Origin of the sequence: Empedobacter brevis (genome assembly GCF_965118635.1) — a bacterium.
Classification (GTDB): domain Bacteria; phylum Bacteroidota; class Bacteroidia; order Flavobacteriales; family Weeksellaceae; genus Empedobacter; species Empedobacter brevis_A.
The window spans coordinates 90,011-111,152 of the sequence record NZ_CBCPHV010000001.1; the positions used below are offsets into that span (position 1 = coordinate 90,011).

The window sequence follows — 21,142 nt, forward strand, 5'->3', positions numbered from 1 at the left end:
TTAAGAAATTTTTTCTTATTTTTGTAAAACTCGTTTAACACTCAACAACTCAAATGTCAGAAATAAATCAACAGGTAAATTATACAGAAGATAATATCAAAACCCTTGATTGGCGCGAACATATTCGTATGCGACCTGGGATGTATATTGGGAAACTGGGAGATGGTTCGTCACAAGATGATGGGATTTATATTTTGTTGAAGGAGATTGTGGATAACTGTATCGATGAATTTGTAATGGGTGCAGGGAAAACAATCGAAATTAATTTGCGTGAAGATGAGGTTACTGTTCGTGATTATGGACGCGGTATTCCGTTAGGTAAAATGGTAGATGCCGTTTCGAAAATGAATACCGGAGGTAAATATGATTCTCAAGCATTTAAAAAATCGGTTGGTTTAAATGGTGTTGGTACAAAAGCAGTAAATGCATTGTCGACATGGTTTAGAGTTCAATCTATTCGAGATGGAAAAACACGTATTGCAGAATTTGAGCAAGGAATCTTAATAACTCAAGAAGATGAAAAGGAAACATCTTTGCGAAAAGGAACTAAGATTACGTTTGTACCAGATAAATCTATTTTCTTAAACTTTAAATTCAGAAAAGAATATGTAGACAAAATGTTGAAAAACTATGTTTACTTAAATCCTGGTTTGAAAATCATTTTTAATGGAGAAGAATTCTTTTCGAAAGATGGTTTAAAAGATTTATTGAAAGATAATATAGAAGAAGAAACGATTTATGAAATAATCCATTTGAAAGGTGAAGATATCGAAATTGCGATGACACACAGTTCAAAATCATATTCAGAAACCTATTATTCTTTTGTAAATGGTCAAAACACAACGCAAGGAGGAACGCATTTAACAGCTTTCAAAGAAGCCGTTGTAAAAACAGTTCGTGAATTTTATAATAAAAATTACGATCCAGCAGATATTAGAAAATCAATTATTGGAGCAATTTCAATTAAAGTAATTGAACCCGTTTTTGAATCGCAAACTAAAACTAAACTTGGTTCTAACGAAATTGGACCAGGAATGACAACTGTTCGTACATTTGTAAATGATTTTATAAAAACTAATCTTGATAACTTTTTGCATAAAAATACAGAAGTTGCGCAAGCATTAGAACGAAAAATTAAACAATCAGAAACAGAACGAAAAGAACTTTCTGGAATTCGAAAATTAGCACGCGATCGAGCTAAAAAGGTTAGTTTACATAACAAAAAATTGCGTGATTGTCGTCAACATTATAATGATCCGAAAGCTGAATTACGTTTAGAGACAACTATTTTCATTACCGAAGGAGATTCGGCAAGTGGATCAATCACGAAAAGTAGAAGTGTCGAAACACAAGCTGTATTTAGTTTGAGAGGAAAACCTTTAAATTCATATGGTTTAACAAAGAAAATCGTTTATGAAAATGAAGAGTTTAATCTTTTGCAGGCAGCACTTAACATCGAAGAAGGACTAGAAGATTTACGTTACAATAATGTTGTGATTGCAACTGATGCCGATGTCGATGGAATGCATATTCGTTTATTGATTATTACATTTTTCTTGCAGTTTTTCCCAGAATTAATCAAGGAAGGACATTTATATATCCTACAAACTCCACTTTTCCGTGTGCGAAATAAGAAAGAAACTCGTTATTGCTATTCCGAAGCAGAAAGAATAAAAGCTTTGGAAGAAGTGAAAAATCCTGAAATTACACGATTCAAAGGTTTAGGAGAAATTTCTCCTGATGAATTCAAACATTTTATTGGAAAAGATATTCGTTTGGAACCTGTGATGATTGGAAAAGATCAGACAATAGAAAGTCTTTTAGAATTCTACATGGGAAAAAACACACCAATTAGACAAGAATTTATCATTAATAATCTAGCAATAGAATCTATAAAAAATTAAAAAAAGTAATTAATCTAACTCAATCAACACCTAATTATTAATTTATGAAAAAAAATAATAAAGACGTTATTCAGTTGTTCAAAATGCTGAATATCGCTATCGTTATTTTAATCATTCTAAATCTTATTATGTATACAGGTATTTTGCCAGAAAAATACCACATAATATCACCTTATGTTGTGACGGTTTTTATAGCTGCATTAATATATATAAGTTATAAAAGTGGAAATCAATTTTTTGAAATGGATACAAAGGGTGAAACAATAACTTTTGAAACAAAGAATATAGGATTTTTATCTTTCTTTGATTCGAAAAAAAAATAAAATCGATTTACCGAAATATAAATTGATTAAGTATGATTTTCAAAAAGGAATTCTTTCAAAAAGTATTGTTTTTTATATAAACAGCAAGAAGAATCCGACTAATTTAACAAAAATTAAATTTCGTTTAGCATTCATATCTAACCGAAATATAAATATTATTTTAACAGAATTAGATAAGATTATTAAATCTAATTATGTGATTAAAGAAAATTTAGAAGTAGTTATTTAACATGATGCAAGACAATCAAGAGAGCATCAAGAAGGTTTCTGGTATGTACCAAGAATGGTTTCTTGACTATGCTTCTTATGTAATTTTAGAACGAGCAATTCCATCTATTTATGATGGTTTGAAACCTGTTCAGCGTAGAATATTGCATTCAATGCGCGAATTGGAAGACGGACGATATAATAAAGTTGCAAACATTGTAGGAAACACAATGAAATATCACCCACATGGTGATATGGCGATTTCTGATGCAATGGTTCAAATTGGTCAAAAAGAATTATTGATCGATATGCAAGGAAACTGGGGAAATATCTATACCGGTGACCGTGCTGCTGCATCGCGTTATATCGAAGCTCGATTAACTAAATTTGCGTTAGAAGTTGTCTATAATCCAAAAACTACAAAATGGCAACCATCTTATGATGGCCGAAATAAAGAACCAATAGATTTGCCAATTAAATTTCCTTTACTTTTAGCACAAGGAGTTGAAGGGATTGCTGTTGGTTTATCAACAAAGATTTTACCTCATAATTTTAATGAATTAATTGATGCGTCAATTTTACATTTAAAAGGAAAGAAATTTCAGATTTTTCCAGATTTTTTAACTTCAGGATTAGTTGATGTTTCTGATTATAATGATGGATTACGTGGAGGGAAAGTTCGTATTCGAGCAAAAATTTTGCAAGAAGATAAAACAACACTTAAAATTACGGAAATCCCATATGGAACAACAACTGGATCTTTGATTGATTCAGTTTTGAAAGCCAATGATAAAGGAAAAATTAAAATCAAGAAAATTGAAGATAATACAGCCGCTGAGGTTGAGATCTTAATTCATCTTGTTCCGGGAAGTAGCCCAGATAAAACGATTGATGCTTTGTATGCATTCACAGATTGCGAGATTTCAGTTTCGCCAAATGCTTGTGTGATCAATGAACAAACTCCTGAATTTTTAACAGTTTCTGAAATTTTAATTCACAATACAAACAATACGGTTGATTTGTTGAAAAAGGAATTAGAAATTGAATTAGATGAGCTACAAGAACAATGGCATTTTTCTTCGTTGGAACGAATTTTTATCGAGAATAGAATTTACCACGATATCGAAGAAGAGGAAACTTGGGAAGGAGTGATTTCTGCAATTGATAAAGGATTAAAACCGCATATAGCGCATTTAATTCGCGCTGTTACAGAAGAAGATATTACACGTTTAACAGAAATTCGAATCAAACGTATTTCAAAATTTGATTTAGATAAAGCACAACAATTCATAGAATCTTTAGAAGAAAAAATCGAAAATGTAAAACATCATTTAGCCAATTTGATCGATTACGCAATTAATTATTTTAAAAATTTAAAGACAAAATACGGAAAAGGAAAAGAACGTAAAACGGAAATCAGAACGTTTGATACAATTGATGCAACAAAAGTTGCCGTTGCAAATACACGTTTTTATGTTGATAGAACCGAAGGTTTTATCGGAACTTCGTTGAAAAAAGATGAGTATTTATTTGAGTGTTCTGATATCGATGATATTGTAGTTTTCAAACATGATGGTTCGATGATTGTAACAAAAGTTGATGCAAAAACTTTTGTTGGAAAAGGAATTATTCATGTCGGAATTTGGCATAAAAACGATAAACGTACGATTTATAACTTGATTTATCGTGATGGTAAAAATGGACCTGCTCATCAAAAACGTTTTGCAGTTACAGGAATTACGCGCGATAAAGAATACGATTTAACAGCAGGGAATAAAGGATCGGAAGTGTTGTATTTTTCTGCAAATCCAAATGGTGAAGCCGAAGTTGTATCAATTATTTTGAAAACACATCAACGAATTAAAAAATTAAAATTTGATATTAATTTTGCTGATTTAGCGATAAAAGGTCGTGCATCGAAAGGAAATTTAGTAACAAAATATCCAATTAAAAAAGTAGAATTGAAGGAGGAAGGAGTTTCGACTTTAGCGCCTCGCCAAATTTGGTTTGATACAGATACAAAACGTTTAAATGCCGATGGATTAGGAATTTTATTAGGTTCTTTTAAAGGAGATGATAAAATTTTAACGATTAATAAAAAAGGTGAAGCCAAGTTAGTTTCCTTTGATTTGAGTAATCGTTTCGATGAAGATTTAGAGATTATAGAAAAATGGAAACCTGCAAAACCGATTTCTTGTGTGTATTATGATGCAGAAAAAGATCGTTATTTTGTAAAACGTTTCCTTTTGGAAGATACACTTTCACCACAAATATTTTATTCTTTAGAAGATGATAAATCATCAATAAAAGTAGTTTCAACCGATTATTTGCCAGTTATAGAGCTTCTTTTTCCAAAGATAAAAGGCGTAGAAAAAGATCCTGAAGTAATTAATTTGGAAGAATTTATTGCAATTAAAGGAATTAAAGCGCAAGGAAATCAATTGACAACGTATAAATTAAAACAAATTAATGTATTGGAACCGCTTCCGTTTGAAGAGCCTGAAGAAGAGGAAGAAGTAGAAGAGGAGTTGCAACCAACGTTATTTGATGCAATTGAAGAGAATAATAATGAAGAAGAAAATATAGAAGAATAATGGGAGATATCTCTATTGTAGCGCTTGTCGTTATAGGATTGAATGTTTTGGTAAGCTGGAAAGGTTTTAACGATTTAGCTTTTTTTGAAAAATATAAATTTCAAGTTGGATCGATTTTATATAATAAAGAATATTATAGAATTTTAAGTTCAGGATTTTTACATGTAGATTTTACACATTTGTTGTTTAACATGTTAACCTTATACTTTTTTGCAAATCCTGTAATTGCTTTTTTTGCTAGTCCTGAAGGTTTTTTATTTGGAGATTTTTCGATTGTAAAACTAAATGTAGGTTACGGAATGTTTCTTTTGATTTTTTTAGCAGCTGTTATTGGTGGAAATCTTTTGTCGTTGTTAATTCACAAAAAAGAAACTTATTATTCAGCAGTAGGAGCTTCTGGTGGAGTAACAGGGATTTTATTCGCTGCAATTGCTGCTTATCCTGAAATGGAATTGAGATTGTTTTTTGCATTACCAATTCAAGCTTGGATTTTTGGAATATTATATTTAGGATATTCAGTTTACGGAATGAAAACTAATTTAGGGAACATCGGACATTCTGCGCATTTAGGTGGAGCAATTGTAGGATTATTATCAGCAGTATTATTTTATCCAACTATTTTACAAGTCAATACATATTATATTTTAGGAATGATTGTTCCATTGATTGTATTATTTGTAATGATTTTGAGAGAGCATCGAAAATAAAAATAAAACAAAAAAGAAAAGCATCAAGATTTACTTGATGCTTTTTTTATGATAATGAATTTATATTAATTATTATAATACTCTTTTTACGTATAAGAATTTAGGTCCCCAATATCTATCATTTAAAGAAGAAACCATAACGCCTTGAGAAGTAGATGAATGAATAAATTCTAAAACGCCGTCTTTATTTCTTCCATGAACAATTCCTACATGCGAAACTCTCCCTCGACCTCTTGTTGCAAAGAATACTAAATCTCCTTCTTTTGCTTCGTCTGTACTTACTGTAAAACCTTCTCTGGCTTGATCTGCAGATACGCGAGGTAAATTTTTATTGAAAGTTTCGAAAACGTTTCTAACAAATGCAGAACAATCAATACCATTTCTTGTTGTGCCTCCGTATCGGTATGGTGTACCAATATAAGTTTCTGCTTCTTTTAATAAAAATCCTGTAAACAATTCATTTGTTTCTTCTAAAACACTGTTTAACACAACCATAGATTTTGCTTCGTCGTTAATTTCAATCGGCGTAACATCTAAATTGGCATGTTTATTGATTATTTTAGCTTGAGCTTCTATTGCTCTTGGTTTTGGTATAAAACTTCTCGAAGAATATTCTGTAGCTTCATTAACTGGGGTCAAAGATGAACAAGATGTTATAAACATCGTGCAAACCACAGCAGCTACACCTAATATCGATGTTTTCATATATAGAGTATTCGTTTGTATAAATTTTAATAGCACCGCTAAAGTAATTGTTAAAAATATAACTCATTATAGATAAGATATGTTTTGACAAAATATTAACTTCCTTAACATTTTTTAACATAAAATTTATTAAAAAAACTTTCGAATAAATTTGGAAGTATAAAAAATAGTTCTACATTTGCACTCGCTTTTCACAACAAGTGGATAAGCCGTCATGCGGCCCATTCGTCTAGTGGTTAGGACATCAGGTTTTCATCCTGGAAACAGGAGTTCGATTCTCCTATGGGCTACATAAAAGTGTTTTAGAAAATTATTAAATTAATTTGGCGAGATAGAATTTTTGTTTATATCTTTGCCGAACTAAAATAGAAAGAGATTTAAGTTATGGCAAATCATAAGTCAGCATTAAAAAGAATTAGACAAGCAGCGGTAAGACGCGATCGTAATAAATATTATCACAAATCAGCTCGTACAGCTATTAAAGCTTTAAGATCTGAGTCAGATAAAAATGAAGCAGAAACTGTTTTTCCAAAAGTTTCTTCAATGATTGATAAGTTAGCAAAAAGAAACATTATTCACAAGAATAAAGCTTCAAACTTAAAATCAAAGTTAGCGAAACATATTGCGGGATTAGCTTAATAAAATAAAAGTGGTCCCTTCGTCTATCGGTTAGGACACTAGATTTTCATTCTAGAAAGAGGGGTTCGATTCCCCTAGGGACTACAAATTAATAGATGGATTGCATTATTGCAATCTTTTTTTTCCTTGTTCATAGTTGTTGATGTTTTATTAAACAACCAGTAGAATACTGTGTAAAGGAAATTGTTTTTTGTGTTTTGTTTGTAAAGGTTAATCATAATGTTTAGATGATTAATCGGGAATGAAAATGTCGCTGTATAATTCAACTTGGTTCAAATTATTAGAATTATACATCGACTTTTCTACAACTCCCAACACAAATTGACGTTCATTAAGAAATAAAGAATATTTGAATTAATTCAGATAAAGTGGTCCCTTCGTCTATCGGTTAGGACACTAGATTTTCATTCTAGAAAGAGGGGTTCGATTCCCCTAGGGACTACAAATTTGACTTAATAAAAAATAGTATAAAATTTTTCTAAAAATTGTTTGGTAATAAAAAATAAACGTTTATTTTTGCACCACAATAATACGAAAGGAGGTCCCTTCGTCTATCGGTTAGGACACTAGATTTTCATTCTAGAAAGAGGGGTTCGATTCCCCTAGGGACTACAAAAAAGCATTCAGATTTGAATGCTTTTTTTATTTTGAAATAGTTTAGTTTATATTGATTGTTATGATCAATAAAAAAGCGTTTGAGGAAATTAACTTCAAACGCTTTTTGTTTTTATATACTATCTATTTTCCTTCTTATAGTTTAGGAATAGCTTCTATTAATTCTTTTGTGTAGTTTGTGCTAGGATGAGTATAAACTTTATCTGCATCGGCCAATTCTTTCATTTCTCCATGTTGCATTACCAATAATTGATCACTCATATATTTTACAACAGCTAAATCGTGCGAGATAAATATATAGGTAAAACCAAACTCGGTTTTTAAGTCGTTTAATAAATTCAAAACTTGTGCTTGTACAGAAACGTCCAATGCTGAAACAGATTCATCACAAATGATAAATTTAGGATTTAGAGCTAAAGCTCTTGCAATTCCAATTCGTTGACGTTGTCCACCAGAAAATTCGTGCGGATATTTGTTTAAATCTTGTTCCGATAAACCTACTTTTTGTAAAAGAGATGAAGCTGTTTGTAATCGTATTGTTTTATTTTGCCCAATTTTATGAACCTGCATAGGTTCTGTGATAATCTGGGCAACCGTTTGTCTAGGATTCAAACTTGAATAAGGATCTTGGAAAATAATCTGAATTTCTCTTCTTAATTTACGAATTTCTTCTTTTTTCAGTTTTGTAATATCTATACCATTATAATAGATTTCGCCTGCAGTTGGTTTTTCTAATAATAAAACAGTTCTACTTAATGTCGTTTTACCAGAACCAGATTCTCCAACTAATCCCATTGTTTCTCCTGGATAAACTTTGAACGAAATGTCATCTACAGCTTTTACATTAGGAATTGTTGCGTGTCCAAATAAAGATGAAGGATAGAAATATTTTTTTAAATTCTTAACTTCTAAAATAGGAGGTTTTGAATAAATTTTTTCATGAAAAGCTTCGCGTTCTTGTTCTGTATAGATTTCTGTTTTGAAATTCGGATTTCCTAGAAAATCTTTTACGGTAGGTAAACGTTTAGCACGTTCATCCAATCGTGGTCTACAAGCAATTAATCCTTTTGTATAATTTTCTTTCGGATGATTAAAAATTGTTTCCACATTTCCTTGTTCTACGACATCCCCACGAAACATGACCAAAACTTCTTCACATACATTTGCAATTACACCCAAATCATGTGAAATAAACAACATGCTCATGTTGTTTTTTTCTTGTAATTCTTTCAATAAATCTAACGTTGCTTTTTGCACTGTTACATCTAAAGCAGTTGTAGGTTCGTCGGCAATTAATAATTTAGGTTCACAGGAAATTGCCATAGCAATCATTACACGCTGTTTTTGACCTCCAGATAATTCGTGAGGATAAGCTTTGTAAATACGCTCTGGATTAGGCAATTTTACTTGTTCAAAAAGACTAATTACTTTCTTTTTAGCATTTTCTTTCGTTAAGTTCTGATGCAAACGAATCGCTTCTTCTACCTGTTCTCCACATCTCAAACTTGGATTTAGAGAAGTCATTGGTTCTTGAAAAATCATTCCGATTTCATTTCCTCTAATTTCTTCTAATTCTTTAGGTGAAAGTTTTAACAAATCAATTATTTTATCATCTTGATGAAAAAGAATTTCACTTTCTGGATGAATTGTAGCATTTGGAGATAACAATCCCATAATTGCTAATGATGTTAAAGATTTTCCAGAACCAGATTCTCCAACAATTCCTAATGTGTCGCCTTGTTCAACCTTGAAATTGATATTGTTTAGAACTTGTTTATCTCCAAAAGAAATCGATAAATTTTTGACCTCAATAATATAATGTAAGTCTTGCTTTTGCATGAAAAATTGTTGCTTGGTAAATGAAGTGGAAATTTAGTGATTTTTTAGCCATTTTCTCAAATCAATAATTTCTAAGATTTTGTATTTATAAATTTTGTATTTTTGTTACGAATCAGAACGTTGTGATTTTTAATTTTTTTTATTAATTTAGATGTATTGATTTACTGACTCATAAAAACTTATAACAAGTCAGTGTTTTAAATTCGAAGAATGGATACATACTCCCAGATTTCGACATTGTTTTTAGTCGCTAATCACAATGTCGCCGATGAAATTTCAGTAGCAAAACTTTTGCTTACAATTTTCCTTGTTTTATTAAATGGTTTTTTCGTTGCAGCAGAGTTTGCAATTGTAAAAGTACGTTCATCACAAATTGAAGTTAATCAAGATATTAATGAAAGAACTTCAAATGCCGCAAAGCGAATCGTAACACATTTAGATTCTTATCTTGCAGCAACTCAATTAGGTATTACGCTAGCTTCACTTGGTTTAGGTTGGGTTGGAGAAAGTTCGTTAACGCCTGTTATTGTAAAACTTTTTGAAGTTTTTGGTTTAACTTCTGCTTCTTGGACAACAATTGCGCATAATGTAGCATTCCCAGCAGCATTCGTTATTATTACAATTTTGCACATTGTTTTTGGAGAATTAGCGCCGAAATCTATTGCAATTCAGTACCCAACAAAAACTACATTTACAGTAGCTTGGCCACTTCGTGCATTTTATTTTGTTTTCAAACCACTTATTGTTTTAATGAATGGTTTAGCAACAATTATATTGCGTGCAGTTGGAATTCATCCTATTCATGGTGGAGAAATTCATACAGAGGAAGAATTAAAAATGATTATCACAGAAAGTAGTGAAGGTGGTGCGATTGAGGAATCTGAACGAAATTTAATTCAGAATGTATTTGAGTTTGATGATCGTCGTGTGATGAATATTCAAACTTTACGTAAAAATGTTTCTGCTATTAATATTAATACATCTGTAAAAGATGCATTAGATTTTGCGATTAATGAAGGTTATTCGCGTTATCCTGTTTACGAAGAAGAATTTGATAATATAAAAGGGATTATTTACGCAAAAGATTTAATCAAACAATTATTAGAAAATCCAAATCAAACAGAGATTGAAGGATTATTGCGTGAACCGATTTTTATATCTGAGAATGCATTAATTAAAAATGTAATGAAACAATTTCAGAAAAAACATATGCAAATTGCAATTGTAACAAACGAAGTTGGAGAAGTTGCAGGAGTCGTTTCGATGGAAGATATTTTAGAGGAATTGGTAGGAGAAATTCAAGATGAATACGATAACGAAGATCCTATTGTTTCTCGCGTTTCTGAAGGTATTTACAATGTAAATGCTCATAGCGCGATAAGTGATATTAACCGTTTGATGCCGTTTAGATTTGAAGAAAGCGAACATTATGATACATTAGCTGGATTGATTTCAGAATTTTATCCTGATAAAGAGCTGGTTGAAGGTGATTTAATAGATCTGGGTGAATATATAGGAACAATTATCAAAATGTACCGAAATTCTGTAGAGCAAGTTCAATTGAAAGTAAAAGATGAATTGATTGATAATTGCCGTGACGAACCAGATTCAACGGAAGATGATGAAAATTAATGTTTAAAATATAGAAAAAAATCTGCTTATTATAAGCAGATTTTTTTATTTTTAATCGATAACAATTCTTGTATTATGTTTTTAGAAATTCATCCCAAACTTCCGATGAGAAGTAAAGAAATTACATCTAAATATTATGTAGATCATTTAGGATTTGTTCCTTATGTGAATGATTTAGAAGATTATTTTATGGTGAGAAAAGATGGAATTGAAATTCATTTTTTCAAATTTGAAGAGTTGATTCCAGAAGAAAATTATGGACAGGTTTATATAAGAGTTGCTGATATCGAAATACTTTACAAGACTTTTATAAAAGATAAAGTTCAAATTCATCCCAATGGAAAATTGGAAGTAAAACCTTGGGGACAAAAAGAATTTTCTATTCTAGATCCTGATAATAATTTACTGACTTTTGGTCAAGCTATATAAGATATTACAATTCTTCTTTTCGTTGTAATGGATGGTCGTAACGCATTTTTCTGAAAACATTGATTAAGGTAACAACATCTTTCTCACAATAATCTTTGATGCGCTCTATATTATTTTCGTCATAATATACGCGCGCAACTTGCGATCCGTCAATATCGTCTTTTGGTGTTGGGATTTCGAAAACATTAGCCAATAAATCCAATGAAGTGAAATTTTTATAATCTCCGAATTTCCATAATTCCATGGTGTCTAAATGTTGAACTTCCCAAGGTTTTTTACCAAATAATTGCAAAATAGCTGGAATTTCAATTTGATTAATCATCATTCGGCGAGCGATATAAGGAAAATCAAATTCTTTTCCGTTGTGCGCACATAAAATATGATCAGGTTTGAAAAAGTTTTCAATCAACATTGAATTAAAATCTTCTAATAATTTCTTTTCATCATGTCCATAAAAACTTTTGATATGAATAAAAGAATCTTTGACAACAATTCCGACCGAAATACAAACAATTTTACCAAATTCAGCCATTATTCCAGCGCGTTCGTGATAAAATTCTTCTGGAGAAATTTCATTATTATTACGTTGATAAGCCGTTTTCTTTTCCCAAAGTGTTTTTGTTCTTTCTGACAAAATATTCCAATCATCAGTTTGTGGAACCGTTTCAATGTCTAAAAATAATATTTTACTGTAAGGAATTCGTTGGATCATTTTCTTTTACTTTTTGATTAATTCGCATTGCTTCGTCTACCAATCGATAAACATCTCCATCGCCAATAGGATGATTATTAGGCTGATCGTTATGTGTTTTTCCTGTTCGAACCACCACTAATTTTTCTGATGGAATTACAATTATTCGTTGCCCTAAATGGCCTAGCATAGCATAAAAAGGTGTTTTGTAATCATAATCCATCCAAACTGAATAACCATAAATTTGATGCCCATTTGGTGCGAATGCTTTTTTATTTGGAAAAACCATTTTTTTGACAAATGCAGAATCTAAAATTTGTTTTCCGTACCAATTTCCATCATTCAATAATAATTGTCCAAGTTTAGCAAAATCTCTTGCAGTTGCATTGAAACAACAATAAGTTTTTTCCATTCCTTTCGGATTGTCTTTGGACCATTGCGCATCCAATTCCATGCCCATTGGTTGCCAAAATTCTTCCTGAAAATATTGTGATAAAGATTTATTTTTTAAAGCTCGTTCAATCACAATTCCTAATAATTGTGTATCACTTGATTGATATTTGAAATGTCCGCCAGGTTTTGAAGAAAATTTTCTACTCAACATTTGTTTTACAATATCATCGCCATAATAAGCTTTAGCAGTTGGGTTAAGTGGAAAATAATAATCTTCGTCCCAATCATAACCAGATGTCATTGCAGATAAGTCGCCAATGGTGCATTCGGCTCCAAATTTATCGTCTTTAAATTCTGGAATAAAATCGATTATTTTTTGATCTAAGCTTTTGATATAACCTTGTTCAATCGCTTTTCCGAGCATCATAGTTGTAAAAGTTTTTGCCATCGAAAAAGAATTTGTAATATCATTCTGAGCATATCCATTAAAATAATATTCGCTCAAAATTTGATTATCTTTTATCATAACCAATCCAGCGGTTCCGAAATCATTCATCTCTTTTTCGAAATTAACTGACAAAGGAAATTGATTATAATCCAAATGTTGATGCCAAACTCGTGGCGAACCTGCCAAAATTACATTGTTATCAAAATCTTTGTAATCGTCGATGTTTGCTGTCTTTTCACCTTTCATGTAGGTTAAATTTATCCCACGAAAAATGTAATCATTTCCTGTTGCATATAGAATTAAGATTAATACACAAATGATTATGATGAACCATTTAATTATTTTCCAAAGTATTTTCATTTCAAAAATTTTGAATCTTTTACTAAAATAAGCTTTTACTATTAAATAATGTTAAAATTATATCATTTAGGAATCATATTTGTAGAGTTATTATGTATCTTTATAAAAGAAAAAAATCTAAAAAATAAATATTATGGCTTTTGAATTAGCAAAATTACCTTATGCATTTGACGCATTAGAACCTTATATTGATGCAAGAACAATGGAAATTCACCATGACAAACATCATGCTGCGTATACAAATAACTTGAATGCTGCAATTGAAGGTACAGATTTAGCAAATGCTACAATCGAAGAAATTTTAACAAAAGGAACTGATAAACCAGCTGTTCGTAACAATGGTGGTGGTTTTTACAATCACAATTTATTCTGGGAATTCTTAACTCCAGGTGGAGCGAATGAACCAACTGCAGAAGTTGCTGAAGCAATTAATGCTGCTTTTGGATCTTTCGAAGCATTCAAAGATGAATTTGCTAAAGCTGCAGCAACACGTTTTGGTTCTGGATGGGCTTGGTTAATTGTAAAAGATGGAAAATTAGTTGTAACATCAACGCCAAATCAAGATTCTCCATTGATGCCAGTTGCTGAAGTACAAGGATTTCCTATTTTAGGATTAGATGTTTGGGAACATGCTTATTATTTACATTACCAAAATCGTCGTCCTGATTATATCGAGGCTTTCTTTAAAGTTGTTAACTGGGATAAAGTTGCAGAAAGATTTGCAGCTGCGAAATAATAAAGTTTAAATATATTAAACAATACAAGACTTGTGTAGAAATACGCAAGTCTTTTTTTATCTTTGGAGTATGGGAATAATTATTTTAGAAAATATAAAAATATATTCGAATCACGGATGTTTAGATGAAGAAGCACGAATTGGTTCTGATTATTTAGTAGATTTGGAAGCGCATGCAGATTTTACAAAAGCGGCAGAATCTGATGAATTGATAGATGCTTTGGATTATGTTTCGTTAAATAAAATTGTGAAAGAAGAAGTTGGTATTCGTTCAAAACTTTTGGAACATGTTTGTAAAAGAGTGTTAGATCGTATAGGTCAAGAACTTACGAATGTTACTTATGCAAAAGTAAAATTATCTAAGTTGAATCCTCCTATTGGTGGGCATGTAGAAAAAGTGAGTGTTATTTTAGAAAAATCGTATTAAACTTTTTTTTTCTGAAATTATTACTATATTTGCAGTCCAAAAGAACGGGAATGGTTCCTTGACCGAGAGGCTAGGTAGCGGTCTGCAAAACCGTCCACAGCGGTTCGAATCCGCTAGGAACCTCATTAAAAAAAGCTCTAATCAATTGATTAGAGCTTTTTTTATTTGATTAATTTTTATTTGTTATTGTACTTCTTTCTTAAATAATTTGTTCAAGGTTACAGCAATTGCGCCATCTCCCGTTACATTTCCTGCTGTTCCGAAACTATCCATAGCAATATATAAAGCAATCATTAAAGCTTGGTTTTCTGGACTAAATCCTAACATAGAAGCAATAATTCCGATTGCAGCCATAATCGCGCCTCCAGGAACTCCAGGAGCAGCAACCATTGCAATTCCTAGCATCATCATAAATCCTAAAAATTGAATAAAGTTAATTTCCATTCCTTGAATTAGCATTAATGCCAAACAACAACAAACGATTTTTAACATCGAACCAGATAAGTGGATTGTAGCGCATAATGGTACAGCAAAATTTGCAATTTCTTCGCGAACACCAATTTTTTTTACTTGAGCAATTGTTATAGGAATTGTTGCCGCAGAAGATTGTGTTCCCAAAGCTGTAAAATAAGCAGGTAACATCAATTTCATCATCGTAAAAGGATTCTTTTTTGTGATAATCCCAGCAATTGTAAATTGAAATAACAAGAGTAGAACGTGAAGCACAAAAATAACTCCAATAATTTTTAAGAAAACATTCATAATCGTCATTACTTGTCCAGAATAAGACATATTCAAGAAAATTCCGAAAATGAAAATTGGTAATAATGGAATGATTAAATTCTGAATTAAATATGTAATAATTGATTCAAAATCATCTGCAAATTTTCCGAAAGTAGAATCTTTTAATCGTGATAATCCTGTTCCAAAAAGAAATGAAAATACCAAAGCTGGCATTACATCAAATAATGGCGGAAATTCTATAGAAAAGTAAGGGAGAAATTCTTTTGCCTTTTCAGCCAAACTAATTTGACCAGTTTGATGTTCTAATAATTGTGGAAATACGGACATACTAACAGAATATCCTAATAATCCAGAAAGAATGGTAGATCCATAAGCGATTAAAACAGTTGTTAATAATAATTTTCCTGCTGTTTGTCCTAATCTACCAATTGATGGAACAATTAGCCCAACGATAATTAATGGAATTAAAAAGTTAAGTAATTCGCTGAAAAAGTCGTTAAATGTCATAAAAATACGACCAATAGCTTCAGGCATTATTCTACCGAGTACAATTCCTAATACAATGGCAAGAATAACTTTTAAAAGTAAATTGTTTTTGAGTTTGTGCATGGCCAAATTTAGAAAAAATCCACACAATTTGTCATTTTAATTCTAAATCTTAACAAAAAGAAAAGCGAAGCTTAATTTAAGCTTCGCTTTTAATTGTATTATTATTTTTAATAAAATTATTTCTTAGGTAAACGTACTATACGACTTGCATCGTTTGTATAAGCTTTATTTCCACTTACTTTTTTGTATGCAAATTTAGAAGCTAAACGCGTATTTTCAGAACTAATGTTATTTGTAACATCACCTTTATTATTCATTCTATCAACAATATCGTAAGTTACATCATATCCTAATTGTTCGTAACGCGTAGGAAATTGACAATAAACATCTTTAAAATCTTTAATCACACTTTGTACTTCTGTATCTCTAGTATTGATTAAACGAGCTGTGCTAAATACAAAACCAAATTCTCGGAAAGCATCTATATTTTTAGCATTATCTTGATTGTAAACATCGTAAACCGAAACAGATTTAATACCAAAAGCTTTGATATTATCTTTGTTAAATGTTTTTAATTTTTCTAAATATTGTTTTCCTAAATTATCATTATCTCCAACTAAAACGGTAATAATTGGTGTATAATAATCTTCTCCATTTACTTTGTCATGAGGTTGTACAATTTTAGAAACATTATCAACAATGACAACATTTGCTTTCAATTGTTTTTCCAATTGTTTTTTGGTGTAATTCGCTAATTCTTGATCATCACGATTGGTTAGCAAATAAATTTGTTCTCCAGCAAAATTTTTACCGATCTCTTCAATAATCTGATCAGCGATTACTTCGTCTTTAGGATTTGAAATTAACAAATCGTTGAAAGCATTCAACGAATCATCATTTGCGTAAGGAGAAATTACTGCAATACCAGAATTGTTGAAGAAATTGGCAACTTCTGTAACATCAGAAGTATTTAAAGGTCCAATAACGGCATCCGTTTTACTAAAATCTGTTGTGGCTAAAATATCATGTAAGTTTCCATTTTTTGTATCGATAACTTTTACATTCACATTTTTACCTTTTTTTGCTAAACGTGTTAAAGCTAATTTAGCTCCAGTGAAAAATTGCATGGCTTGCGAATTTTTCAATTGTGGATTATTTGCCACATCAAAAGGAAGCATAATCGCAACATTAATTTCGTTATCGTTTACGCGTTTTAATTTTCCAGCAGTTCCGTATTTTATGATTTTAGCATTTTTCTGCAAAGGTATTCTTAATGTCATTCCAGCTTTTAATCCGTTGATTAAATCAGGATTTAAACGCAATAACTCATCTAAGTTTGTATTGTATTTTTCTAAAATTCCGTAAGCAGAATCTCCGTTCTGAACAACATAATTAATTGTGTTCTCTTCGATCACAACAGAACCAGATTTTTTTGGAATTGTAATCACCATTCCTTCTTTTACACCAGTTTGTAACGCTGGATTTTCTGCATAAAAATCATCAACACTTACATTATATTGCTTTGCTAAAGTATATAATGTTTCTCCTTTTTTAATTAAATGAGTTCCTTTTGGAACAGAAAAATTTTTGTTTGTAACATCTTTAGGAAGTTTTATAACATCACCAATTTCCAAACCTCTTTCTTTGATTTGAGGATTTAAAGAATTTAATGTTTCTTCCGAAATTTTATATTTTCTTGTCAAATTATAAACAGTTTCTTTCGGTTCAATTGTTATGTATTGATAATTATCGTCCGAAGTATTTACGTTTGACGTTGTTGTTTTAGGGTTTGATTCAGTTGGTTTGGTTGTCGTAGTTCCTTTGCTAGGAATCACAATCAAATCACCTGGATGAATCCCACTTTTTTCAATTTTGGGATTGGCTTTATACAATTCTTCTTGCGAAACACCATATTGTTTCGAAATTCCATAAACGGTTTCTTTTGCTTGAACTGTATGCGTCTTTTGTTGTGCATAAAGTGCTGATGCTCCAACAAATAACAATAAAGCTAATATTTTTTTCATTTAGATGAATTTTCGTGATCAAATATACAAATTACTTTTTGTTTAAAGTTCTTCATTCAATGTATTTATGATAAACTCAAACGCAAAAGGTCGAAGACTATCTTCTATAAAATCAATGAAATAATGAATGTCGATGTAATCAAAATCGGCAAAGTTTTTCTGACGTTCTTGCAGACTATTTTGCTGAGAAAGTTCATTCAATAATTGTTGAATTCTTTTCAATAAATCTTCATTTTTCTTGACTTCTGCATGCACTAAACGTTTCTTTATTTTTTCAAAACCTTTCAACTGTTTTGTGCGTTGCGCTTGTATCATATCTGCAAAAGAAGATTCTGTTAACGAACTCATATGCTCCAAACGATTAAAAATACTTTTTAATTCTTCTTCCAATTCTGGAAGTTTTGGTGCAATTTCAGACGAATTTATCGAATGTTTTTTTGTAATAGTTAAACTATTTGAAAATAAATCTTCGTTAGATAAATTTAATTTTAGTTGCTTTTCATGTTGTTTTTTAGTTCGGATTAACAACGAATTTCTCAAAACTAAAAGAGGAAAATCAACCTCGAATTCATTGAACATTTCTTTCAATTGTAGCCAATAAGCCATTTCTCCGCCGCCGCCAACATAAGCAACATTTGGTAAAATTGTTTCTTGGTACAATGGTCTCAAAATTACATTTGGACTAAATTTTTCTGGATTTTGATGTAAATCACTAATGATTTCTTCTTTCGAAAATTTGATTGAAGTATTATTGACAAAATATGTTCCGTTTTGTTCTATAATACGTTCGCGTGAATTATTTTGATTGATATAAAATAAATTTATTTCACGTGGATTGACTTGAATCGAATAACCTAATTCTTCTAATTTCTCATTTTGAGGAATTACTTTTTTGAATGCTGTTGATTGAGTTAATTCTTGCTCGAAAGCTGGAATCATTAATTTTTTAAGTTCTTTATCATCTCCGTCAATCATTAATAATCCATGATCTTTGAAAAGTAAATGAACTAATTTTCGTGTAGCATTAGTCAAATTATCATTCGATAAATAAGAAGCTTCAATTAAATTTTGTAATTCGGTTTTCTTTTTTCCATTCGGAAGAAGTGATAAAAACGAATCAAAAACTTTTTGTAAACCATCTGTTGATAAACGACCAACTGGTCCACCAAAATCCTTTTCCCAATGAATAATTCGATCTTTGAATTTGAAATGATTGATTTCTTCGAAATCATGATCTTCGGTTGCCATCCAAAACATCGGAACAAAATTTATTTCACTTTGTTCATTATTCAATTCTTGACATGCTTTGATGACTTGCAAAATTTTATAAAAAAAGAAAATAGGACCAGTAAATAGGTTTAATTGATGTCCAGTTGTAATGGTTATAGTATTCTTTTCTGATAACTTTTTGAGATTTTTTTGTTGCTTTTTCGAAAGTTCTAAATGACTTAATTGCTTCGAAATTTGATTAACAAGAATTTCTCTGTTTTTATAATGTTCAAGCTTATTTTTGGCTTGTTTTATATAATTTTCTTTGGTTGGAAATAGGTTGTAGAAGGCTTTTAAATTCTCATCTTGATTGATGTAATTTAACATCAATTTTGAGAAATAATTTGAATCCTTAAGTGATATTTTTTCCATTTAATTTTTATTAATCGTTTGATGCACATCCATTGCTCTGTCTGTAGCAAAAATGTCGACACCATCTTTTTCTAAGTCGCGGTATAGCTGTCCATTTTTCGCAGAAGTACTTCTATCTAAGTTTCCTAAAGTTCCAAAAATAACCAAAATATCTTTGCTATGAATTTTATCTAAAAGCGATTTATCATTGCGTCGAGTTCCTGTAAAAGCAACCATTTTGTCAGTTGGAATTCCGCTATTTATCATGTCATTAAATTCGAGTTCGTTTCGCATCGAAACAGATAATAACATATCTGGTGCAAGTTGGTGTAACTTCCTAGCTTGTCGAACTGTATATGTTACTAAAACAACATTTTTCTGCATGTTTTCACGTTTTATTGTCGAAACAATGTCACGATAATTAACACCTTTCTTGATGTCAACCATAAAATAAACAGGTTTATTTTTTCCCCATTTTAGTGCTTCAGCAAAAGTCGGAATTTTATACGATGTTTGTTGTCCGAAATCATCTACCAAAAAGTATTCCTTAATCGTTTTTAGATTAACTTGATTGACATCTTGTCGCCCTGTACTTGTTCGTTGTAAAGAATTATCGTGCATCAAAACGAGTTGATTGTCTTTTGTTTCAGCAATATCAATCTCAAAAATTTGAATTCCTTTTTGGTAAAGATGTTCAAAAGTTTCCACACAATTTTCTGGAAAACCATTTATTCCACTTCCTCCACGATGCGCACTAACAAAATTTTTGTTTTTGGTCGAATATTTGAAGGATATTTCTTCAGATGAAATATTTTGATGTGTTTCAGACTGATTTTTATTCGGATTACAACTAACAATAGATAATAAACTAAGAATGAAAATACTGAAATAATATCGTTTAAAATAATTGAAATTCATAATTTTAATTAAATAATTAATTGATTTCATTCAAACTTGTCGAATGAAGTTGTAAATTTAAAGTGAAAATAATCAACAAAATAAATTATTATGGGACTTAGAACTTTTTTGAAAAGAATTTTAGGAAAAACGGAAACTGCAATTGATGTTGCAGGAGATAAATTTGACGATGTTTCGGCAACTGTAAAAAAGACAGGAACGCTAATCGCTGACGATGCATCAGATTTTGCACGTAAAACAATCACTAATTTGAAAGGAGCTTCAGGAGATTTGAAAGAACAATCAAAAGAAGCGGCGAAAGATTTTAGAGAAAGATCTAAGCAAGATTATAATGATGTAAAAGATATTGCAGAGAAACAAATGAAACATACGAGTGAATTTGTAAAAGAAAAAGTTTCTGATCTTAAAGATACTTTCAAAAGTGAAAAGGCAGAATTAGGAGAAAAAGCAGATGAGCTGAAAACTGAAACTGAAAATAAGTTAGATAAGATTGATGATGATATTCAAAATGAATTAAAAGATTAATATTTTTGAGATTATTTATAAAGTTTATCTTTATTTTAAATGTTAAATTTTATATTAGTTATTGATTATTTCGAAAGTGGTTTAATTTTTGTGTTAATATTTCCTACTCGAAA

Annotated in this window: 18 protein-coding genes and 5 tRNA genes; 15 read left to right on the forward strand and 8 right to left on the reverse strand. The window is 30.6% G+C overall.

The features are described 5' to 3' along the window. Positions 1 to 53: 53 nt before the first annotated feature. From ACMHJW_RS00420 to ACMHJW_RS00435, 4 genes are all read left to right on the forward strand, one after another. A complete protein-coding gene (locus tag ACMHJW_RS00420; RefSeq protein ID WP_413531551.1) occupies positions 54 to 1,904 on the forward strand; it encodes a DNA topoisomerase IV subunit B in 1,851 nt (616 codons plus the stop codon). A 44-nt stretch (positions 1,905 to 1,948) separates the two neighbouring features. Further along, on the forward strand, positions 1,949 to 2,227 hold the full coding sequence (locus ACMHJW_RS00425) for a hypothetical protein (protein ID WP_413531552.1): 279 nt from the start codon (positions 1,949 to 1,951) through the stop codon (positions 2,225 to 2,227). Positions 2,228 to 2,460: 233 nt separating this feature from the next. Further along, a complete protein-coding gene (locus tag ACMHJW_RS00430) occupies positions 2,461 to 5,028 on the forward strand; it encodes a DNA gyrase/topoisomerase IV subunit A (protein WP_413531553.1) in 2,568 nt (855 codons plus the stop codon). Continuing rightward, positions 5,028 to 5,735 carry a rhomboid family intramembrane serine protease gene (locus ACMHJW_RS00435; protein ID WP_413531554.1) on the forward strand — a complete coding sequence of 236 codons (708 nt, stop codon included), beginning with the start codon at positions 5,028 to 5,030 and terminating at the stop codon, positions 5,733 to 5,735. The genes ACMHJW_RS00430 and ACMHJW_RS00435 overlap by 1 nt, the downstream gene beginning before the upstream one ends. 72 nt (positions 5,736 to 5,807) lie before the next feature. On the opposite strand, the gene ACMHJW_RS00440 is transcribed toward ACMHJW_RS00435, so the two are convergent. Then, positions 5,808 to 6,440 (reverse strand): C40 family peptidase, encoded by a 633-nt coding sequence (locus ACMHJW_RS00440; RefSeq protein ID WP_413531555.1) that lies wholly within the window; start codon positions 6,438 to 6,440, stop codon positions 5,808 to 5,810. Between the two features lie 218 nt (positions 6,441 to 6,658). Between ACMHJW_RS00440 and ACMHJW_RS00445 the strand changes: the two genes are divergently transcribed. The 5 genes from ACMHJW_RS00445 (at position 6,659) to ACMHJW_RS00465 (ending at position 7,691) form a co-directional block, all read left to right on the forward strand. Further along, a tRNA-Glu gene (locus ACMHJW_RS00445) sits at positions 6,659 to 6,730 on the forward strand. Between the two features lie 94 nt (positions 6,731 to 6,824). Further along, a complete protein-coding gene (gene rpsT, locus ACMHJW_RS00450) occupies positions 6,825 to 7,079 on the forward strand; it encodes a 30S ribosomal protein S20 (RefSeq protein WP_413531556.1) in 255 nt (84 codons plus the stop codon). A gap of 12 nt (positions 7,080 to 7,091) precedes the next feature. After that, a tRNA-Glu gene (locus ACMHJW_RS00455) sits at positions 7,092 to 7,163 on the forward strand. Positions 7,164 to 7,449: 286 nt separating this feature from the next. Further along, positions 7,450 to 7,521: transfer RNA gene (locus tag ACMHJW_RS00460), tRNA-Glu, on the forward strand. 98 nt (positions 7,522 to 7,619) lie between these two features. Continuing rightward, a tRNA-Glu gene (locus ACMHJW_RS00465) sits at positions 7,620 to 7,691 on the forward strand. 138 nt (positions 7,692 to 7,829) lie between these two features. Here the strand turns inward: ACMHJW_RS00465 and ACMHJW_RS00470 are convergent. After that, on the reverse strand, positions 7,830 to 9,566 hold the full coding sequence (locus ACMHJW_RS00470; protein WP_413531807.1) for an ABC transporter ATP-binding protein: 1,737 nt from the start codon (positions 9,564 to 9,566) through the stop codon (positions 7,830 to 7,832). A 177-nt stretch (positions 9,567 to 9,743) separates the two neighbouring features. Here ACMHJW_RS00470 and ACMHJW_RS00475 point away from each other — a divergent pair, with 177 nt between their 5' ends. After that, entirely contained in the window at positions 9,744 to 11,165 is a 1,422-nt protein-coding gene (locus tag ACMHJW_RS00475) for a hemolysin family protein (protein ID WP_413531557.1), read from the forward strand. Between the two features lie 75 nt (positions 11,166 to 11,240). Further along, positions 11,241 to 11,594 (forward strand): bleomycin resistance protein, encoded by a 354-nt coding sequence (locus tag ACMHJW_RS00480; RefSeq protein ID WP_413531558.1) that lies wholly within the window; start codon positions 11,241 to 11,243, stop codon positions 11,592 to 11,594. 4 nt (positions 11,595 to 11,598) lie between these two features. Here the strand turns inward: ACMHJW_RS00480 and ACMHJW_RS00485 are convergent, their stop codons facing one another. Further along, on the reverse strand, positions 11,599 to 12,306 hold the full coding sequence (locus ACMHJW_RS00485; RefSeq protein WP_413531559.1) for a 3'-5' exonuclease: 708 nt from the start codon (positions 12,304 to 12,306) through the stop codon (positions 11,599 to 11,601). Beyond that, entirely contained in the window at positions 12,281 to 13,486 is a 1,206-nt protein-coding gene (locus ACMHJW_RS00490) for a serine hydrolase domain-containing protein (protein ID WP_413531560.1), read from the reverse strand. The genes ACMHJW_RS00485 and ACMHJW_RS00490 overlap by 26 nt, the downstream gene beginning before the upstream one ends. A gap of 133 nt (positions 13,487 to 13,619) precedes the next feature. On the opposite strand from ACMHJW_RS00490, the gene ACMHJW_RS00495 reads away from it, so the two are divergent. The 3 genes from ACMHJW_RS00495 to ACMHJW_RS00505 all read left to right on the forward strand — a co-directional run bounded on the left by ACMHJW_RS00495 (position 13,620) and on the right by ACMHJW_RS00505 (position 14,772). Further along, the gene (locus ACMHJW_RS00495; protein ID WP_413531561.1) at positions 13,620 to 14,222 is read left to right on the forward strand and encodes a superoxide dismutase; all 603 of its coding nucleotides are present in this window, start codon (positions 13,620 to 13,622) and stop codon (positions 14,220 to 14,222) included. A gap of 70 nt (positions 14,223 to 14,292) precedes the next feature. Continuing rightward, complete coding sequence (folB, locus tag ACMHJW_RS00500) at positions 14,293 to 14,649, forward strand: dihydroneopterin aldolase (RefSeq protein WP_413531562.1); 357 nt, start codon at positions 14,293 to 14,295, stop codon at positions 14,647 to 14,649. A gap of 52 nt (positions 14,650 to 14,701) precedes the next feature. Further along, positions 14,702 to 14,772 (forward strand) — tRNA-Cys (locus tag ACMHJW_RS00505). A 60-nt stretch (positions 14,773 to 14,832) separates the two neighbouring features. On the opposite strand, the gene ACMHJW_RS00510 is transcribed toward ACMHJW_RS00505, so the two are convergent. From ACMHJW_RS00510 to ACMHJW_RS00525, 4 genes are all read right to left on the reverse strand, one after another. Then, positions 14,833 to 16,002, reverse strand: coding sequence for a dicarboxylate/amino acid:cation symporter (locus ACMHJW_RS00510; protein ID WP_413531563.1), 1,170 nt, complete (start codon positions 16,000 to 16,002; stop codon positions 14,833 to 14,835). 116 nt (positions 16,003 to 16,118) lie between these two features. Continuing rightward, complete coding sequence (locus tag ACMHJW_RS00515) at positions 16,119 to 17,966, reverse strand: LysM peptidoglycan-binding domain-containing protein (protein ID WP_413531564.1); 1,848 nt, start codon at positions 17,964 to 17,966, stop codon at positions 16,119 to 16,121. A 42-nt stretch (positions 17,967 to 18,008) separates the two neighbouring features. Beyond that, entirely contained in the window at positions 18,009 to 19,607 is a 1,599-nt protein-coding gene (gene bshC / locus ACMHJW_RS00520; RefSeq protein WP_413531565.1) for a bacillithiol biosynthesis cysteine-adding enzyme BshC, read from the reverse strand. Continuing rightward, positions 19,608 to 20,534 carry a glycerophosphodiester phosphodiesterase family protein gene (locus tag ACMHJW_RS00525; RefSeq protein ID WP_413531566.1) on the reverse strand — a complete coding sequence of 309 codons (927 nt, stop codon included), beginning with the start codon at positions 20,532 to 20,534 and terminating at the stop codon, positions 19,608 to 19,610. 60 nt (positions 20,535 to 20,594) lie between these two features. Here ACMHJW_RS00525 and ACMHJW_RS00530 point away from each other — a divergent pair, with 60 nt between their 5' ends. Next, a complete protein-coding gene (locus ACMHJW_RS00530) occupies positions 20,595 to 21,029 on the forward strand; it encodes a hypothetical protein (protein WP_413531567.1) in 435 nt (144 codons plus the stop codon). Positions 21,030 to 21,142 lie beyond the last annotated feature (113 nt).